This is a genomic window from uncultured Roseovarius sp., assembly GCF_947489715.1.
GTDB lineage: Bacteria > Pseudomonadota > Alphaproteobacteria > Rhodobacterales > Rhodobacteraceae > Roseovarius.
Genome location: NZ_CANLER010000006.1, coordinates 22,280 through 38,285, shown reverse-complemented (window position 1 = coordinate 38,285; position 16,006 = coordinate 22,280). Strand labels below are relative to the sequence as shown.

Genomic DNA, 16,006 nt, shown 5'->3' with positions numbered 1-16,006 from the left:
ATTTGGTATGGTGGATCAGACCTTCGTGCCCGTAAAAATGGTCACCGAAAAGTAATCTCAGAATTGATCCGCAAGGTGGTGGACAGGCTGACATCAGCAGCCTAGGTTTCTGATCATGAGTGATATTGATGGACGCCGCTGGCATGACATGGGCGGTCAGACTGCCGGAGAAATCCCCTTGGACGGGCATGACTTTGCCCTTTGGGAAAAGCGAGTGGATGCGCTGATGGTGCTATGTGGTGGCAAGGGCCTTTTCACTGTTGACGGGCTGCGCCGCGCGCTGGAAGACATGGGCGAAGATGCGTTCGAAAAGCACAGCTACTACGAACGCTGGATTGCGTCGGTTAACCAGAATCTGCTTGAGGCAGGCACCTATTCTCTAGAAGAGCTGGCCCAGAAAATGGGCGAAGTTGCCGCCCGAGGAGCAAGCTATGGTGAGGCCCAGCACGATGGCTGATCGGGTGCGGGTAAAAGCCCTGATGCCGCCGGGTCATGTGCGGGCGCCGGCCTATCTGCGCGGCAAGACCGGCGTGATCGAACGCAGGCTGGGCGCCTTCGGAAACCCGGAACAACTGGCCTATGGCCACGAAGCCGAGCAAAAGCAATTGGTGCGCGTACGTTTCACCATGGAAGAGTTGTGGGGCGACGTGGCGGAAGCGCCCAAAGATACCGTAGATGCCGAGATATACGAACACTGGCTGGAGAAAGCGTGACCGCAAATGCCGCATGATCATCACGACCACCTGAGTCCTTCAGGCCACCCTTACCGTCAAGATAATGACGGTCCGCTGACCTATTGGCAGCAGATGGAAATCGCGGTGCGCGAATTGCTGATCGAGAAAGGGGTGACAACCCCTTCTGAAATCGCTGCGCAGATAGATGCCATGGATGCGCGCAGCCCGGCAAACGGTGCCGCCGTGGTTGCGCGGGCCTGGGTTGATCCAGAGTTCAAGGTGCGCCTGCTGGCAGATGCCAGCGCCGCCAGTCGCGAAATGGGATTTGATATCGGCCCGCTGAACCTGATTGCCGTGGAAAACACAGAAAACACTCATAACCTGATCGTTTGCACCTTGTGTTCTTGCTACCCACGCAATCTGCTGGGGTTGCCGCCGGATTGGTATAAGACGCGCGAATACCGCAGTCGGGCGGTGCGTGAACCGCGGGCAGTGTTACGCGAATTTGGGGTCGATCTGCCTGATAGTATGCAGGTTCGGGTGCATGACAGTACCGCCGATATGCGCTATATCGTTTTGCCCGCCAGACCTGCTGGTACGGATGGGATGACCGAGGTTGCCTTGGCTGATCTCGTTACGCGCGATTCCATGATTGGCACAGGATTGCCGCGTACATCTGGCTGATCAGACCCATTTTGCTAGTGGTGGCAGGCTCATCAGGACAGCGTTGGCGTCGTGACCGGTGGCAAGGCCGAATTTCGTACCGCGATCATAAACCAGATTGTATTCGGCATAGAGCCCACGGTGAATGAGCTGCGCATTCTTGTCTTCGACGGTCCATTTCTGTGTCCGGCGTTTTTTTACAAGTGGTACGAAAGCGGGTAGGAAGGCGCGACCGATATCCTGTGTCAGGGCAAAATCCGCCTGCCAATCGCCACTGTTATGATCATCCATGAAAATCCCGCCGACCCCGCGCGCCCGGTGGCGGTGCGGGATGTAGAAATATTCGTCCGCCCAGGCCTTTAGGCGTGGGTAATGTTCCATACCATGCGGATCCAGGTGCGCCTGTTGTGTGGCGTGGAAATGGCGGGTGTCGTCTTCATATTCGATGCAAGGGTTCAAGTCTGACCCGCCACCGAACCACCAGGCTTGTGGCGTCCAGAACATGCGTGTGTTCATGTGGACGGCAGGGGCATGCGGGTTCTGCATATGTGCCACCAGCGAAATACCCGATGCCCAGAATTGCGGATCATCTGCAATGCCCGGGACACCGCGTGCAGCCATTGATTTCTGTGCGGCTTCACCAAGTGTGCCATAAACTTCCGAGACGTTGACGCCAACCTTTTCGAAAACCCGCCCGCCCCGCATCACACTCATCAACCCGCCGCCCGTATCGCTTCCGTCTTCCGAGGCGCGCTTGGTTTCACTGATCTCGAACCGTCCGGGGGCGGTCTCGGAAAGCGGGCCGGTGGTGTGGCTGTTTTCCAATGCATCGAAGGCGGTAACGATCTCGTCCCGCAATTCCCGAAACCAGGAGGCGGCGCGTTTTTTTTCCGTCGTGAATGTTGTGTCCATCAATTGCCCCTGATCAATGCGCCGGAGCAGCCACGGGATCAAGTAGCGTGCGCCCGCCATCGACTGTCATAATCTGCCCGGTCATGAAGCCGGATCCATCGCAGGCGAGGTATTGCACTGCTTCAGCCAGTTCCGCGGGTGAGGCAATGCGGCCAAGAGGTGTGTGATCCTCGATATCGTCCCGATAATCGCGCTGCTCACGCAACGTATCCTTGAGAGATGCGCTCATCACGGATCCGAAGGCCACGGCATTTACCCGGATGTGATGTGGGGCGAGGGCGACGGCCAGGCTGCGTGTCATCTGATCCAGTGCTGCGGAAGATACCGAAAAGGCCAGAAGGTCGGGATGGGTGCGCCGCGCGGCGATGGAAGACAGGTTGATGATGGTTCCTGCGCCGCTGTCTGTGTTCCCATCGGCCTGTTTGATCATGCGCCGGGCCACCAGTTGCGAGAGGCGCAGGGCCGTAATCAGATTCTGATTGAGAAGCATCACGACAGCATCGTCATCCGGGTTCAGCGGGTCGGACGTGACCACCTGACGCGAGGCGTTGACCAGGATGTCGACCTGATCGAAGGCGTCAATGGTTGCGGACAGCAGGTTGGCTTGCGTCAGTTTTTCACGAAGATCACCGGCGAAATATCTGATATTGCTACCTTCTTCGTTTTTTCCAATTTCTTTTTTCAGGTGCTTTTCGTCCATGTCTGCGAACATGACATTGGCGCCTTTATTAGCGAAATGGCGACCAACAGCGAGGCCAATGCCATTGGCGCCGCCGGTGACGATCGCGGTCTTGCCGGAAATCGAGAAGGACATGATCGAACCTTTCAGGGTGATTCTGCCAAATGCAGGCTAAGCGAAATTATCGCGCCTTGCGAGATGGGCGGGTGGCATGCAGGATTTTGAACCGGTTATCGCCGGCGGCCTCGGTCACCGAGGCAAACCCGTCTGCAAGTGCGGCTTCGTAGGGCAGATGACGGTTGGCGACCATCCAGAGCTGCCCGGAGGGTTTCAGCATCGCAGCCGCAGCGGAGATGAAGGAGCGGCCCAGAGCGGGGTCGGCATTCCGATCTGTGTGAAACGGGGGGTTTGTCACGACGCAATCCAGTAAGGATTCGGGGCGCCAGCGGGTCGCGTCATCCCAATAGAGGCGCAGACGTGGGTCACTGACATTCTGCCGGGCGCAGGTGATGGCCGTATGATCGGCCTCAACCAGGTCCAGTTGTTCGATGGTTTCGCGCTCTAGAATGCGGGCGCTCAGATAGCCCCAGCCGCCGCCCAGATCGGCCACATGGCGCCCGAGTTTGGCCGGTAGCGTATCTGCCAGCAAGCGGGAGCCGGGGTCGATACCATCGGCGGAAAAAACACCGGGCTGGGTCGAAAATCCACCTTCGATCTCTTGCGCGGACCCCGTGGCCCAGTCGTTGAAATCAGGACTGGCGATGAACCAAAAGAGCTTTCCATGAGATTTCGACAGCGGCACAGAAACTTTCGTGCGCTTGCGAACTTCTTTCAGGATGGATTCGACGCCGTCCGTCTTTGCGCCGTCAATGATGACCGGCCCATCGGTGACCTGACACGCCTCCGCGATCAACGCGCGTGCGAGCGGCTTTGCGCGCGGCAAGAACACAATCGCCGCACTGTAGCGTCCTTCGGGGACGGTGGCACATGTAAGACCCTGGCCCGCGAAGAGGTCGAAATCGGGTTTGAAACCCGTTAGGACATGCAGACGTTCGGGCGGCAGCGGGGACAGATCATTCTTCCCTGCGCGCGCAGCGAAAACAGCAATCCGTCCAATGTCAGGCAATTCAACCTCAGCGGTTTCCAATGCGAGAGACAGGCGCGACCCGGACAAGTTATTCTTTTTCCATCGTGCATTGCAGCGGGTGCTGGTGCTGGCGGGCGAAATCCATCACCTGTGCCACCTTGGTTTCCGCAATCTCGTGGCTGAAGACGCCCACAACCGCGACGCCCTTTTGATGTACTGTCAGCATGATGTCGAAGGCCTGTGCGTGCGACATGCCAAAGAACCGTTCCAGCACAGCAACGACAAATTCCATCGGTGTGTAATCGTCGTTCAAAAGCAAAACCTTGTAGAGCGGTGGGCGCTTGGTCTTGGGACGTGTTTCAACAACGACCGAGGTGTCCTGGTCATCGTCGCTGTTGCCGGCCATTTCTACGCGATAGTGGATCATATCTTTCGAAGATGCTTTGAAACGGTGCTTTCGTGAGGTGTCTATATAACCTGACGGTGGCGGGTGAAAAGGGGGCGTTGGTGTGGAAGCGGAGGGTTTGACCAAAAACTGCAAAGAATTGAAGGTTCGCGTCAGCGTCGTCGCTTGCGTTTTGGTATAGGACGAGACGGATTTGGCTTTTGCAGGCTCTCGGTATCCAAGCCAAGTTGATCGCGCAGAATGCGAGGGCGAATTTCCTGCACCTCACCCGGTTTCAGTTGACCCAGTTGAAAGGGACCGTAGGAGGTACGTATCAGGCGATTGACGCTGAGGCCCACGGCCTCCATCGCGCGACGGATTTCGCGGTTCTTACCCTCGCGAATGGCGACCGTGGCCCAGGCGTTTGCACCTTGTTGGCGGTCCAGCGTTACGGTCATGGGTTGAAAGTTTTCGCCATCAACGGTCAGACCCTTTCGCAGGGGTCCAAACGTATCGTCTGTCGGACGCCCCTTGACGCGGACACGGTATTTGCGAACCCAGCCGGTCGCGGGCAGTTCGAGTTTGCGTTTGATGCCGCCATCATTGGTCAGGAGCAACAACCCTTCGGAATTCAAGTCTAGCCGACCCACACTCATGACCCGGGGAAGGTCTTCGGGCAATTCATCAAAGATCGTGGTGCGGCCTTGTTCATCGCGCGTGGTGGTCACCAGCCCTGTGGGTTTGTGATAGAGCCAGAGGCGCGGCGGATCGGGTTCACCCAATTCGCGGCCATCAACAGTGACCTTGTCCTTTGGGGTCACATTCAACGCCGCGCGGTTGATCACCTTGCCGTTGACTGTGACGCGGCCAGCCTCAATCAGGCGTTCAGCCTCACGTCGGCTGGCAATTCCGGCGCGAGCGATAACCTTGGCGATGCGGTCGCCTGCTGGGGGTTTGGTGTTCATGGCCCCCGATTAGACCATTCGCAGGCCTTGCGAAAGCGCTGATCTGCGGGCAAAGACGGGCGTATGACGTTCAAGAGCTACATGCAGACGGCATTGACCGAGGCGCGCGCCGCCGCGGAGAGAGGCGAAGTGCCAGTAGGGGCTGTGCTGGTCGATCATAGGGGCAAGGTGGTCGCCCAGGCCGGAAACCGTACACGTGAATTTTCCGATCCGACAGCCCATGCCGAAGTTCTTGTTATTCGCGAAGCCTGCGCCCGTGCGGGAAGTGAACGACTGCCTGATCATGATCTTTATGTGACGCTGGAGCCTTGCGCCATGTGTGCGGCGGCAATTTCGAACGCGCGGATTGCGCGAATCTATTACGGGGCTGGCGATCCTAAATCCGGCGGTGTGGCCCATGGCGCGCGGGTTTTTTCGCATCCGCAATGCCATCATACGCCCGAGGTCTATGATGGGATCGCGGCGACGGAGTCCGAGATCATGCTAAAGGCGTTTTTTGGAAAGTTCCGTTCGACCTGATTCCGAAACATTGGAATAAGGTTCATGCTGAAATTGATGCGCACCACTCACGGAACACAACTGAAGCCTCAGAAAAAAGCCGAACGGACCTAACAAACTAGCTTTAAAGGAGAATTTGAGCTATCCCCCTTAATAGGGGGATGGAATGAATTTACTGGAATTGGCCCGTGTCATTGAAGAAAAATTCGATGTGGATTCGATTTGGGCAACATTAACCGACGGTCTGGTGGCACACCGGATTGACCACCTGATTTACATTACAGTTGATGCCCAATTCAAGGCACCGTTTTTACTTACGACTATGCCGGGTTTGTTTGAAAATGCTCCGCCGGCAGACGATCCGTTCCTGCACTGGTGTTGCGACAGCTACGAGCCAACCTTGACGGGTGCGGAGTTTTTGTCGGAGCATGAATATTTACCGGAAAACGCGAAATCCTTCATTCTGCGTGCCAAGGAATTCGGATTCACATCCGGTGTAGCCTTTCCCGTGCGACTGACAGGTTCGGAAAGGTTTGGGGGTTTCAATCTTGGTACCGGTCTGGAACGCGAGATGTTTCGAAAGCACATCTTACCCAAACTCGACCATCTTCGGCTTTTATGTCTGGTTGCACACCGGCGTATCGAAGAGGTCAACGTTGGATTTCTTCCACAAGCGGACAAGTTTCGCCCGTTAATGGTGGCCCCCGCCGGACGGGCAGGAAGCCTGGATGATCTGACACCGCGAGAGCGTGAAGTGCTGTTTTTGATTGCGCGCGGCTTATCGCGCAAGGAATGCGCACGCATGTGCATGATCTCAGTCAACACGGTCTCGGAATACGCCAAGAGCGCCTATCGCAAGCTGGGTTTGCGCAACCGGGCTGAGGCGGCGGCGCTGCTGGCGTTCCGGTCTGAGTTGAATTCCTGATCCTGTCAGATCGTGATGGGCTGCATTACCTCGGGTTCGATTACGTTCACATCCGGAAGCGCGTCGGCAAGCGCCTGCGCCGATTGCTCGAGGATCGGGAAGGTTTTGTAGTGGCAGGGAATGACAATCTTGAAGTTGAAGAATTTTTTCGCAGCATAAGCGGCGCGGCCCATGTCCATCGTGAAATGCCCGCCGGCGCAGAGAATGCCGATGTCAGGGTGATGCAGATCGTTGAAGACGCCCATGTCGGCCATTACATCGGTATCGCCTGAAAGGTAGATCGTATGGCCCTCCGCCTCGATCATGTAGCCGCATTCGGTACCGGGTACATTGGGGCCGTCGGGTCCGGCCACGCTGGAAGAATGGGTGGCGTGCACCATCGTCACCTTCACGCCGCCTAGATCGACGGTGCCGCCCTTGTTGAAACCAACGGTTTCGATCTTTTGGCTTTGTTCCCAGTGAGACATCAGGTCGTACTGGCCCACGACTGGTACGCCATTTGATTTTGCAATGTTCAGCACGTCGGCAATGTGATCAAAATGGGCGTGTGTCAGCAGGATATGTGTTACGCCTGCGGTGGCGGCTTCGTGGCTCTCCTCGGGCAACATCGGATTGCCGTTCAACCACGGATCGACCAAAAAAACTTTTCCACCGATTTCCATTTTGAATGATGCATGTCCCAGCCAGGTGATGTTCATGATGTCCTCCGATATTGTTTGATCCAGCCTAACACGGGAAAGACCGACGAAAACAGGGCAGGTGGCTTGCGGGCGCGCACGCGCGGCGGTAAATGCTGATCCGACAGAGTTGACCCGGAGACGCCCCATGTCGATCGACACCGAAACTGCCGCAAAGGTGGCCAAGCTGGCCCGCATCCGTGTGGAAGAGGACGCACTGCCCGCGCTTGCGCAGGAATTCAATAATATCCTGGGTTTCATCGAGCAGTTGAACGAGGTCGATGTCGACGGTGTTGAGCCGATGGTCAGCGTCACGCCGATGCGGTTGAAGCGACGCGAGGATGTGGTGAATGATGGCGATCAGCAGGAGAAGGTCCTGTCGAACGCGCCCGATGCGCGCGAAGGTTTCTTTGCCGTTCCGAAGGTGGTTGAATAATGTCTGAGCTGAACAAACTGACCATTGCAGACGCGCGTGACAAGCTGCGCGGTGGCGAAATCACTAGTGTCGAATTAACAACTGCCTGCCTGGAGCAGGTCGAAAACGCAGAAGCTTTGGGCGCTTTTGTGCACCACACACCCGAATTGGCTATGGAGCAGGCAGCCGCTGCGGACGTACGGATCAAGACGGGTGATGCGCCGTCGATGTGCGGTATACCCCTGGGAATAAAGGATTTGTTCTGCACGAAAGGTGTACCAAGCCAGGCCGCCAGTGGCATTCTGCGCGGGTTTAAGCCCGAGTACGAATCGACTGTGACGCAGAACCTGTTTGATGCGGGCAGCGTGATGCTGGGCAAGCTAAACATGGATGAGTTCGCTATGGGGTCGTCGAATGAGACGAGTGTTTACGGCAATGTCGTCAACCCTTGGCGACGCGGCAATGAGGATACGGCGCTGACGCCCGGTGGCTCGTCTGGTGGATCCGCCAGCGCGGTCGCGGCTGATCTGTGTCTGGGTGCAACTGGCACAGACACTGGTGGGTCGATCCGCCAACCAGCGGCCTTTGTCGGCATTACCGGTATCAAACCCACTTACGGGCGTTGTTCCCGCTGGGGAATTGTCGCGTTTGCATCAAGCCTAGATCAGGCGGGTCCGATGACAAAATCGGTGCGTGATGCGGCGATCATGCTGGAAGCCATGTGTGGGCACGATCCCAAGGATTCGACCAGCGCCGAGTTGGCTGTACCGGATTTCGAAGCCATGCTGACGGGCGACGTCAAAGGCAAGGTGATCGGTATCCCGAAAGAATACCGCATGGATGGCATGCCCGAAGAGATCGAAAAGCTCTGGTCTGAAGGTACAGCGATGCTGAAGAACGCGGGTGCCGAAATCCGCGACATCAGCCTGCCACATACCAAATACGCACTGCCCGCGTATTACGTTATTGCCCCAGCCGAAGCGTCCTCGAATCTCGCGCGGTATGACGGTGTCCGCTATGGCCACCGTGCCAAGCTGGCGCAGGGTGACGGTATCACCGAGATGTACGAAAAGACCCGTGCTGAGGGATTTGGCCCCGAGGTGCAGCGCCGTGTGATGATTGGCACCTATGTGCTGAGCGCCGGGTTCTACGATGCCTATTACAATCGTGCCCGCAAAGTACGTGCGCTGATCAAAAAGGACTTTGATGATGTCTTTGCTGAGGGAGTTGATGCAATTCTGACTCCGGCAACACCGAGTGCAGCATTCGGTTTGGGTGAGATGGCAGATGCCGATCCGGTGCAGATGTATCTGAATGACGTTTTCACTGTTACGGTCAATCTGGCGGGGCTGCCAGGCATCAGCGTACCTGCGGGTCTGGACAAACGTGGTCTGCCGCTGGGGCTGCAATTGATCGGACGCCCTTGGGAAGAGGGTGATCTGCTGAATTGTGCTTATGCCCTTGAGGGGGCTGCCGGTTTTGTAGCCAAGCCGGAAAAATGGTGGTAAATAGCGCCGAAACAAAGACGGCAGGATAAGCAGATGCGTTTTTTGATGATTACCGTCGCTACCGCGGCACTGTCCGCCTGTAGCCCACCTGTGCCTGACAGCGGGTCGGGCGTTGGATTTGGCAACTATGATACGTATGCTCAGGAACAGCGTGCGCGCGATGCTCAGCTAAGCGGTAATGCGTTACCGGCCCCTGATGTGGTGTCATCAGAACCATTGCGCTCTGGACAGCCTACAGCTTCTGGCGATGGCTCTGACTTGGTGGCTGATACACAGGCCGCGCTTAATCAAAGTCAGGCCAATTCCGATAGGGCTGCTGTGAATGCGACGTCGACGAACCCTCAGCCTCAGGCGGTCATTGGCAGTTCTGGCATTTCCGAAGAGAACAATTTCGATGCGGTGGGTGCGCAACGCTCGATAGAAAGCGATGCGGCAAAGATCGCTCAGAACCGCGCGCAATATAAGGTGATTGAAGCCGAGGCGCTGCCCAAGCGAAAGGGTGACGGTGGGCCAAATATCGTGGATTATGCCCTGGCCACCAAACATCCGATGGGCACACAGGTCTATCGCAGGATTGGCGTCAACCTGAGTGGCAAGGCAGACAGAAATTGTGCAAAATATACCTCTGCCGACAAGGCGCAAAGTGATTTTCTGACCAAAGGTGGCCCACAGCGTGATCGTCTGGGCCTGGATCCTGATGGGGATGGATATGCTTGCTCGTGGGATCCCGGCCCATTCCGCAAGGCGGTTGGCGGATAAGCGTGGGTTCTACCGGACCTGAGGCTGAATCTATACGATCTCCCAACTGTGGGGCCCGGCGTGACAATGCCCGGCCTGATATGATCGTGCTGCATTACACCGCTATGGAAACCGCACAGGCGGCGCTTGAGCGATTGTGCGATCCTGCCGCCGAGGTTTCGGCGCATTATCTGATCAGAGAAAATGGCTATATCTGGCAACTGGTGCCTGAGGATAAACGCGCCTGGCACGCAGGTGCAGGGCAATGGGGTGACGTCAGGGATGTTAACTCTCGGTCCATTGGTATCGAGCTGGCCAATTGCGGCGACCATCCGTTTCCTGAGCCCCAGATGGCCGCTTTGGAGGCGTTGGTGCGCGACATCATGGCCCGGTGGCACATCACGCCGGAGCGTATCATCGGCCATTCCGACATGGCCCTTGGCCGCAAAATTGATCCCGGTCCACGCTTTGACTGGTTGCGGTTGGCGCGTCAGGGGTTGAGCGTCTGGCCGCAGGTGGATGGTTGCGTGGGCGATTTTGATACGGATGCACGATTTTTTGGATACGCGCCGGCGTCAGATGCCGACAATTTGCTGAATGCTTTCAGAATGCGGTTTCGACCTTGGGCGCAGGGACCGATGGATGACGTGGATCGTGTGTTGATGCATGATCTTGCCAGCCGCTATCCCGTTGACCGCAAGGCCTTTAACGCCTAAGCCACCGGGGCGCGGAGGGCCGGATGGCCGCGGGTCCGGTAACGGGCGCGAGGAAAGTCCGGACTCCACAAGGCAACGGTGCCGGGTAACGCCCGGCCGGGGTAACCCGAGGGAAAGCGCCACAGAAAACAGACCGCTTCTGCATGCAGAAGTCAGGGTGAAACGGTGGGGTAAGAGCCCACCGCGCGGCTGGCAACAGCGGCGGCACGGCAAGCCCCACCGGGAGCAATGCCAAATAGGGACCGTACGCGGGGCCAGGTCGGGCAACCGAAACCGCCCGCAGGCAGCTTTGGCCCGGCGGTCCGGGTTGGCAGCTAGAGGTGCTTTGGCAACAGAGCATCAAGATGAATGGTCATCCAAGGGGATAATCCCCGGGACAGAATCCGGCTTATAGGCCCTCCGCGCATATTTCCTGATTTTCTGGGTTGGGTATGTCCAGATAGTCTTGGCTGGGAATGTCGATCAGCCGGCGTATGCCAAGAATGGTTTTGTCTTCAGGCGAAAGCTTGGCGATGGCTGCCGACACCGCGTCGAAAATGGCGCGTTTATCCACGCCTTTTGCGGCGATATAGGGCAGGCCGGGGGTCGGCTCGGTCCAGTCCAATACACTTAGTTTTGTGGTGAAATCCTCGTATCTTTGCATCAACCTCCAACTTACGGCGTCAAGTGCTGCAATGTCCGCTTTTCCATCCGCCACGGCGCGGGCCGAGAGGACGTGTCCGCCCGTCTGCAACTGGTTCTCGAACCAGATGCCTTTACTGGCCAAGTGGTTGTATGGCGCGGCGTAGCCTGATTGCGAGAAGGATTGATTATAAGCAAAGACCGATTTTTCGAATTCTTCGACCCGTTTACGAGGATCATCTGCGCGGACCACCAATGCGCTACGATAATAGCCCGGTGGGCATCCATCGACGCCGAAATCCGGTGTGCCGATAAGGGTGACCTTGTCATGCAGCCAAAGACGGTAGGGCATCCCACAAGTCTGGCTGAGAACCAGGTTAGGGGCTTTCCAGACCTCGAATTCGTCGGCGTTTTGCGCCAATGTTTCCGGGCTTTCGATGTCATGTTCTGCAAGAGCCCTACGGATCAGTTGCCAATAGCGATCATGCGCATCAGTCAATTCCGATCGTGCATACATCATCAAGCTGGCAATCATGCTGTTTCCCCGGGTTTTATCGTTCTGCTGCCCGAGTTGATGCGATTAGTCATGCAATTGCAATTACCGTGCGTTGCTGTGACAGCATTTCGCATCTCGGGACAGGAAAGCTGGTTGACTCGCGCCGCGCGCCGGGTAAAAGGCAGGTTCAAGATTTTCACGGGCCATGTGACGCGCCCGACGCAGGAGCACTATCATGGCGAAGCCGACCACAATCAAAATCCGCCTGAATTCGACCGCAGGCACTGGCCACTTCTACGTGACCAAGAAAAACGCCCGCACGATGACCGAAAAGATGGTTGTACGGAAGTATGATCCGGTTGTGCGCAAGCATGTCGAATACAAAGAAGGCAAGATCAAGTAAGGTCGCCAGCCTTTTTCAGTTGCAAAGCCGTGCCATTGGGCGCGGCTTTTTGCATTGGGCGCGTGGCCGGTCGGTGCCAGGTGCCTTGGTCTGATCCTAGCTGCTGAATCTGGACGCCGAGAACGCAGTAAGATCGAGATTTGGTTTTTGACCCAAGATTTCAGCGGCTAACAGTTCGCCGGATTTGGGGGCCATCATCAACCCGTAATGCGAATGCCCGAAACACCCGTATAGCCCATTGAATTTCCCTAACTTTCCCAGAATTGGGAGGTTATCAGGAAAAGAGGGGCGGCGACCCATCCAGAAATTCGGTTGGCTGTCGTTCAGATCCGGAAAGACCGATTTGGCCTGCGACAATAGTTGTTTGCTTTTGTGCTGGTTCGGCGGGGCGTCAACGTCGCCAAATTCCGCCTGACCGGCCACACGCAAACCACCTTCCATGCTGCTTGCAACGAATTTGGCATCAGTATCGGTGATGGAATTGTTAAGCATGACACCCGGCTCAGTGAATTCAACGTGATAGCCGCGTTCAGCTACCAAGGGAAGGTTGATCCCCAAAGGGCGCAAAAACTGCATCGACCAGGCCCCCATCGCGACAACCACTTGGCTTGCCGTTAGAGGGCCGGACTCACATTGGATTTTCCAGGCACCGTCCGCAGGCGTCAGGTCAATTACTTGGGTGTTGAGAATTTCCACGCCCAGGCTTTTTGCCTTTGACGCAAGAACCGCGGCTATTCGACCAGGTGACAATGCCCGTGCTTGACCATGAATAAGTACAGCAGCATTGAAATCGTGCGAAAGGGCGGGTTCAACCCTGCGCAATTCGTCAGCGCCCACAAGCTCAAGTGGCGCTCCTTTTTCCTGCCGGATGCGATAGTCAAGCGATTGCAGCGATGCCCGGCTGCCATCGCGAAAAGCATGCACATAAAGGCTGTCACGTACCAGATCCTCGTGCCCGGTCCCTTCAAGATGTCGGCGGTAGAGGTCGACTGACGGGCCGCAGAGAATATCCATGGCATCGGAGATGTCGCGTACCTTGCGCTCGGTTCCATTGCCCAGAAACCGTAGACCCCAAGGCACCATCCGGGGCCAAAAGGTCGGGCGGACGCTGAGGGGCCGGAAGTGCCCAAACATCAGCTTGGGTATCTGTTTCCACAGTCCTGGCATGGATTGCGGAATGATCGACCAAGGCGAGATCACACCAGCGTTGCCAAAGGAAGTTTCCTGACCCGGGTCACCTTTGTCGATCAGACGTACCTTTGCACCGCGTTCAGCCAAAGAAAGGGCGCAGCATATGCCAACGATACCTGCGCCCAATATTGTGACGTCATCTGTCATGCGTCAGGTCGTTGCGGAGTGGCTTCGGCGTGCAATCACCTGCGATATCACGGCGGGGGCTGCAATTATCAAAGCCACCAGATCCGCCTGAAGCGAAGGCGCTATGAAAATCAACCCGGCGAAGGCCATGAGGATCCGGAAGAACGTTCCCATTGGTGTCAGCCAATAGCCAACCACTGCTGCCGACAGTGCGATCACACCTGCAATGCAGCTTGCCGCCGTATATGTGAACTCCCACAGATCGAACCCCGTTGATGAGACAAAGAGAAGGACAGGGGCATACACAAAGGCCATCGGTGCCACGACTTTACCCAGCCCCAGTGTGAAGGCCGATATGCCGGTGCGGAACGGGTTGGAGCCCGCGATCGCCGCCGCTGCATAGGCCGAGGTGCAGACTGGCGGTGTAATCTCGGCCACGACACCGTAATAGAGAACGAACATATGGCTCGCGATTGGCGGGATACCCAACTGGGCAAGGGCTGGCTGCGCCACTGACACCAGCATAATATATAGCGCCGTGGTCGGCACGCCTGCGCCCATGAGAATACAGGCAAGTGCAATGAAGACGAGGCTGATAAAGAGTGTCAGATCAGCGACCGAGAAAAGCTCCCAACTGCCGAAGCTGAAGAGGCCGTGAATATCTCCACCAAGATTTGCAGCGGCTTGCGTGACCATGAAACCGATGCGGAAACCGACACCGGTCGTGTTGATCACGCCGATCACGATGCCCACGGCAGCCGATGCCGCGCCAACGGCGAGCGCGTATTTCACGCCGGTTTCAAACGTATCCGCCATTTCTTTGAAGGACACTCTCGTTTGAGGATTCAGCGTTGCGATGATTGCGCCTGCAATCAGGATGCTCGACATTGTCAGGTCAAACCCGTTGCCCAAGTACTTCCAGATGACAAAGGCAATGAAAGCGGCTGCGTAGATCAACGTGACCGGATTTTTTATCCGGCTCATGCCGGCTATAATCGACAAAGATATGCCGCAAAAGGCTGACATATATGGTGTGTAGCCGGAAAAAAGTACCGTCAGCAGGCCAATCAAAGGCACGATATTAGCCCAGCCTTCGCGCCAGACCTTGCCGAATTTAGGCAGCATTTCCTTGGATAGCCCTTGCAGATTCAAACGGCGTGCCATCAGATGCACAACGGTGAAAACGCCAACATAGTGCAGGAACGCGGGGAAAATTGCGGCGATGACGATGGTGGTGTAGGGAACTTCAAGGAATTCGGCCATGATGAAGGCAGCTGCGCCCATGATGGGTGGTGTGATCTGACCTCCTGCCGAGGCTGCGGCCTCGACCCCACCTGCGAAATGGCCCGGATAGCCCAGCCGTTTCATGTTGGGAATGGTCAGCGCGCCGGTCGAGACGGTGTTCGCCACGGACGAGCCAGAGATCGTGCCGAAGAAGGCTGAGGACACGACAGAGACCTTTGCGGGACCACCAGTGTAGCGACCGGCCAGAATGCTGGCATTGTCGATGAAAAGTTGCCCCAAACCTGTGCGTTGGGCGATTACTCCGAACAGCACGAAATGAAAGACGATGGTTGAGACGACCCAGAGCGTAACGCCAAAGATGCCTTCCTGAGGGAAGTACATAGACGAGACGAAAGTGTTGAATTTAACACCGGGGTGCTGGAGTAGCCCAGGAAAAAAAGGTCCGAAAAGGGCGTAGGACATGAAAACGCAAATGATCAGCGGCAATATCCACCCTAGTGTGCGCCGCGCAATATCCAGCACAAGTACGATGAGGATACAGCCAAAAAGAAGATCGTAGCGGTTGGGATTGCCCATTCGGAACGTTTGTTCTTCGACCCCAAGAAAAGGGACGCCGTGCCAGGCAAAACCCAGATAAAGCGATGAGGCCACGCCCAGAATCATAAGGATGACATCGAGATATGGCACACCGCCCAATCGCAGCGCACCGGTCTTCAAGTCAAACGCGGTTTTGGTTTTAGTCAGCGGAAATAATGCATAGGTCAGGACAAACAAACCGGACAGGTGCCAACCCATGTGCCAATAATCCGGGGGCAGGCCAAACCCGGCCGTCAAATAATGGTACACCGCATAGGTCAGCGCCACATATCGAAGGAATTTCGCAAACCCTGGGCTTACACTTCGTGTGGCAGCGCCCTCGTCGTATTTCTTTTCAATTTCAGCGAGTTCTTCGGCTGAAAGCTCCTGAGCCTCATGTTCATTTGCAGTCGCCATGATCGGCCCTTTCGTTTCAAATGCGATGGGATAAAGGTCGGGCGGCGAGCGGGAGTTGCCCGCCGCCCGTAGCAAGTAAAACCTAAACT

At 56.5% G+C, this 16,006-nt stretch carries 18 protein-coding genes, 1 other RNA gene and 1 pseudogene; 11 read left to right on the top strand and 9 right to left on the bottom strand.

Translation table 11 applies throughout. The features are described from left to right. Positions 1-115: 115 nt before the first annotated feature. Genes Q1B27_RS15305 through nthA form a run of 3 tightly spaced genes read left to right on the top strand, consistent with a single transcriptional unit; the run spans position 116 to position 1,358 of the window. Complete coding sequence (locus Q1B27_RS15305) at positions 116-457, top strand: SH3-like domain-containing protein (protein WP_299848697.1); 342 nt, start codon at positions 116-118, stop codon at positions 455-457. Beyond that, positions 450-713, top strand: a complete 264-nt coding sequence (locus Q1B27_RS15300) for an SH3-like domain-containing protein (RefSeq protein ID WP_299848696.1) — start codon at positions 450-452, stop codon at positions 711-713. The genes Q1B27_RS15305 and Q1B27_RS15300 overlap by 8 nt, the downstream gene beginning before the upstream one ends. A 6-nt stretch (positions 714-719) precedes the next feature. Beyond that, a complete protein-coding gene (gene nthA, locus Q1B27_RS15295) occupies positions 720-1,358 on the top strand; it encodes a nitrile hydratase subunit alpha (protein WP_299848695.1) in 639 nt (212 codons plus the stop codon). On the opposite strand, the gene hemF is transcribed toward nthA, so the two are convergent. From hemF to Q1B27_RS15270, 5 genes are all read right to left on the bottom strand, one after another. Next, on the bottom strand, positions 1,359-2,249 hold the full coding sequence (hemF, locus tag Q1B27_RS15290) for an oxygen-dependent coproporphyrinogen oxidase (RefSeq protein WP_299848694.1): 891 nt from the start codon (positions 2,247-2,249) through the stop codon (positions 1,359-1,361). It abuts the gene before it with no gap. A 13-nt stretch (positions 2,250-2,262) separates the two neighbouring features. Then, positions 2,263-3,063 carry an SDR family NAD(P)-dependent oxidoreductase gene (locus Q1B27_RS15285; RefSeq protein WP_299848693.1) on the bottom strand — a complete coding sequence of 267 codons (801 nt, stop codon included), beginning with the start codon at positions 3,061-3,063 and terminating at the stop codon, positions 2,263-2,265. Between the two features lie 46 nt (positions 3,064-3,109). After that, positions 3,110-4,102 (bottom strand): class I SAM-dependent methyltransferase, encoded by a 993-nt coding sequence (locus Q1B27_RS15280; RefSeq protein ID WP_299848692.1) that lies wholly within the window; start codon positions 4,100-4,102, stop codon positions 3,110-3,112. A gap of 1 nt (position 4,103) precedes the next feature. After that, the gene (gene clpS, locus Q1B27_RS15275) at positions 4,104-4,442 is read right to left on the bottom strand and encodes an ATP-dependent Clp protease adapter ClpS (RefSeq protein WP_299848691.1); all 339 of its coding nucleotides are present in this window, start codon (positions 4,440-4,442) and stop codon (positions 4,104-4,106) included. A gap of 131 nt (positions 4,443-4,573) precedes the next feature. Beyond that, positions 4,574-5,365 (bottom strand): pseudouridine synthase, encoded by a 792-nt coding sequence (locus Q1B27_RS15270; RefSeq protein WP_299848690.1) that lies wholly within the window; start codon positions 5,363-5,365, stop codon positions 4,574-4,576. 63 nt (positions 5,366-5,428) lie between these two features. Between Q1B27_RS15270 and Q1B27_RS15265 the strand changes: the two genes are divergently transcribed. After that, complete coding sequence (locus Q1B27_RS15265) at positions 5,429-5,884, top strand: nucleoside deaminase (protein ID WP_299848689.1); 456 nt, start codon at positions 5,429-5,431, stop codon at positions 5,882-5,884. Positions 5,885-6,029: 145 nt separating this feature from the next. Then, a complete protein-coding gene (locus tag Q1B27_RS15260) occupies positions 6,030-6,788 on the top strand; it encodes a LuxR family transcriptional regulator (RefSeq protein WP_299848688.1) in 759 nt (252 codons plus the stop codon). 5 nt (positions 6,789-6,793) lie between these two features. On the opposite strand, the gene Q1B27_RS15255 is transcribed toward Q1B27_RS15260, so the two are convergent. After that, on the bottom strand, positions 6,794-7,486 hold the full coding sequence (locus Q1B27_RS15255; protein WP_299848686.1) for a metal-dependent hydrolase: 693 nt from the start codon (positions 7,484-7,486) through the stop codon (positions 6,794-6,796). A gap of 127 nt (positions 7,487-7,613) precedes the next feature. Here Q1B27_RS15255 and gatC point away from each other — a divergent pair, with 127 nt between their 5' ends. From gatC to rnpB, 5 genes are all read left to right on the top strand, one after another. Continuing rightward, a complete protein-coding gene (gatC, locus tag Q1B27_RS15250) occupies positions 7,614-7,901 on the top strand; it encodes an Asp-tRNA(Asn)/Glu-tRNA(Gln) amidotransferase subunit GatC (RefSeq protein WP_299848684.1) in 288 nt (95 codons plus the stop codon). Further along, entirely contained in the window at positions 7,901-9,388 is a 1,488-nt protein-coding gene (gene gatA, locus Q1B27_RS15245; protein ID WP_299848682.1) for an Asp-tRNA(Asn)/Glu-tRNA(Gln) amidotransferase subunit GatA, read from the top strand. The genes gatC and gatA overlap by 1 nt, the downstream gene beginning before the upstream one ends. A 33-nt stretch (positions 9,389-9,421) precedes the next feature. Then, complete coding sequence (locus Q1B27_RS15240; RefSeq protein ID WP_299848680.1) at positions 9,422-10,147, top strand: hypothetical protein; 726 nt, start codon at positions 9,422-9,424, stop codon at positions 10,145-10,147. Positions 10,148-10,179: 32 nt separating this feature from the next. Beyond that, positions 10,180-10,842 carry an N-acetylmuramoyl-L-alanine amidase gene (locus Q1B27_RS15235; protein WP_367181356.1) on the top strand — a complete coding sequence of 221 codons (663 nt, stop codon included), beginning with the start codon at positions 10,180-10,182 and terminating at the stop codon, positions 10,840-10,842. Between the two features lie 11 nt (positions 10,843-10,853). Further along, positions 10,854-11,249: RNase P RNA component class A (gene rnpB, locus Q1B27_RS15230), an RNA gene on the top strand. A gap of 83 nt (positions 11,250-11,332) precedes the next feature. Here the strand turns inward: rnpB and Q1B27_RS15225 are convergent. Beyond that, positions 11,333-11,815: pseudogene (locus Q1B27_RS15225) on the bottom strand (phosphate/phosphite/phosphonate ABC transporter substrate-binding protein); the annotation flags it as partial. Positions 11,816-12,194: 379 nt separating this feature from the next. On the opposite strand from Q1B27_RS15225, the gene rpmG reads away from it, so the two are divergent. Further along, positions 12,195-12,362, top strand: a complete 168-nt coding sequence (gene rpmG / locus Q1B27_RS15220) for a 50S ribosomal protein L33 (protein ID WP_007814563.1) — start codon at positions 12,195-12,197, stop codon at positions 12,360-12,362. A 96-nt stretch (positions 12,363-12,458) separates the two neighbouring features. Here the strand turns inward: rpmG and Q1B27_RS15215 are convergent, their stop codons facing one another. Beyond that, a complete protein-coding gene (locus tag Q1B27_RS15215) occupies positions 12,459-13,700 on the bottom strand; it encodes an FAD-binding oxidoreductase (RefSeq protein ID WP_299848678.1) in 1,242 nt (413 codons plus the stop codon). 3 nt (positions 13,701-13,703) lie between these two features. After that, positions 13,704-15,917, bottom strand: coding sequence for a TRAP transporter permease (locus tag Q1B27_RS15210; protein ID WP_299848676.1), 2,214 nt, complete (start codon positions 15,915-15,917; stop codon positions 13,704-13,706). Between the last annotated feature and the right edge of the window lie 89 nt (positions 15,918-16,006).

Bases quoted from the DNA above. Each gene is read 5' to 3' on its own strand.
- Q1B27_RS15305 (WP_299848697.1), top strand. From the start codon at position 116: ATGAGTGATATTGATGGACGCCGCTGGCATGACATGGGCGGTCAGACT.
- Q1B27_RS15300 (WP_299848696.1), top strand. From the start codon at position 450: ATGGCTGATCGGGTGCGGGTAAAAGCCCTGATGCCGCCGGGTCATGTG.
- nthA (WP_299848695.1), top strand. From the start codon at position 720: ATGCCGCATGATCATCACGACCACCTGAGTCCTTCAGGCCACCCTTAC.
- hemF (WP_299848694.1), bottom strand. From the start codon at position 2,249: ATGGACACAACATTCACGACGGAAAAAAAACGCGCCGCCTCCTGGTTT.
- Q1B27_RS15285 (WP_299848693.1), bottom strand. From the start codon at position 3,063: ATGTCCTTCTCGATTTCCGGCAAGACCGCGATCGTCACCGGCGGCGCC.
- clpS (WP_299848691.1), bottom strand. From the start codon at position 4,442: ATGATCCACTATCGCGTAGAAATGGCCGGCAACAGCGACGATGACCAG.
- Q1B27_RS15270 (WP_299848690.1), bottom strand. From the start codon at position 5,365: ATGAACACCAAACCCCCAGCAGGCGACCGCATCGCCAAGGTTATCGCT.
- Q1B27_RS15265 (WP_299848689.1), top strand. From the start codon at position 5,429: ATGACGTTCAAGAGCTACATGCAGACGGCATTGACCGAGGCGCGCGCC.
- Q1B27_RS15260 (WP_299848688.1), top strand. From the start codon at position 6,030: ATGAATTTACTGGAATTGGCCCGTGTCATTGAAGAAAAATTCGATGTG.
- Q1B27_RS15255 (WP_299848686.1), bottom strand. From the start codon at position 7,486: ATGAACATCACCTGGCTGGGACATGCATCATTCAAAATGGAAATCGGT.
- gatC (WP_299848684.1), top strand. From the start codon at position 7,614: ATGTCGATCGACACCGAAACTGCCGCAAAGGTGGCCAAGCTGGCCCGC.
- gatA (WP_299848682.1), top strand. From the start codon at position 7,901: ATGTCTGAGCTGAACAAACTGACCATTGCAGACGCGCGTGACAAGCTG.
- Q1B27_RS15240 (WP_299848680.1), top strand. From the start codon at position 9,422: ATGCGTTTTTTGATGATTACCGTCGCTACCGCGGCACTGTCCGCCTGT.
- rpmG (WP_007814563.1), top strand. From the start codon at position 12,195: ATGGCGAAGCCGACCACAATCAAAATCCGCCTGAATTCGACCGCAGGC.
- Q1B27_RS15215 (WP_299848678.1), bottom strand. From the start codon at position 13,700: ATGACAGATGACGTCACAATATTGGGCGCAGGTATCGTTGGCATATGC.
- Q1B27_RS15210 (WP_299848676.1), bottom strand. From the start codon at position 15,917: ATGGCGACTGCAAATGAACATGAGGCTCAGGAGCTTTCAGCCGAAGAA.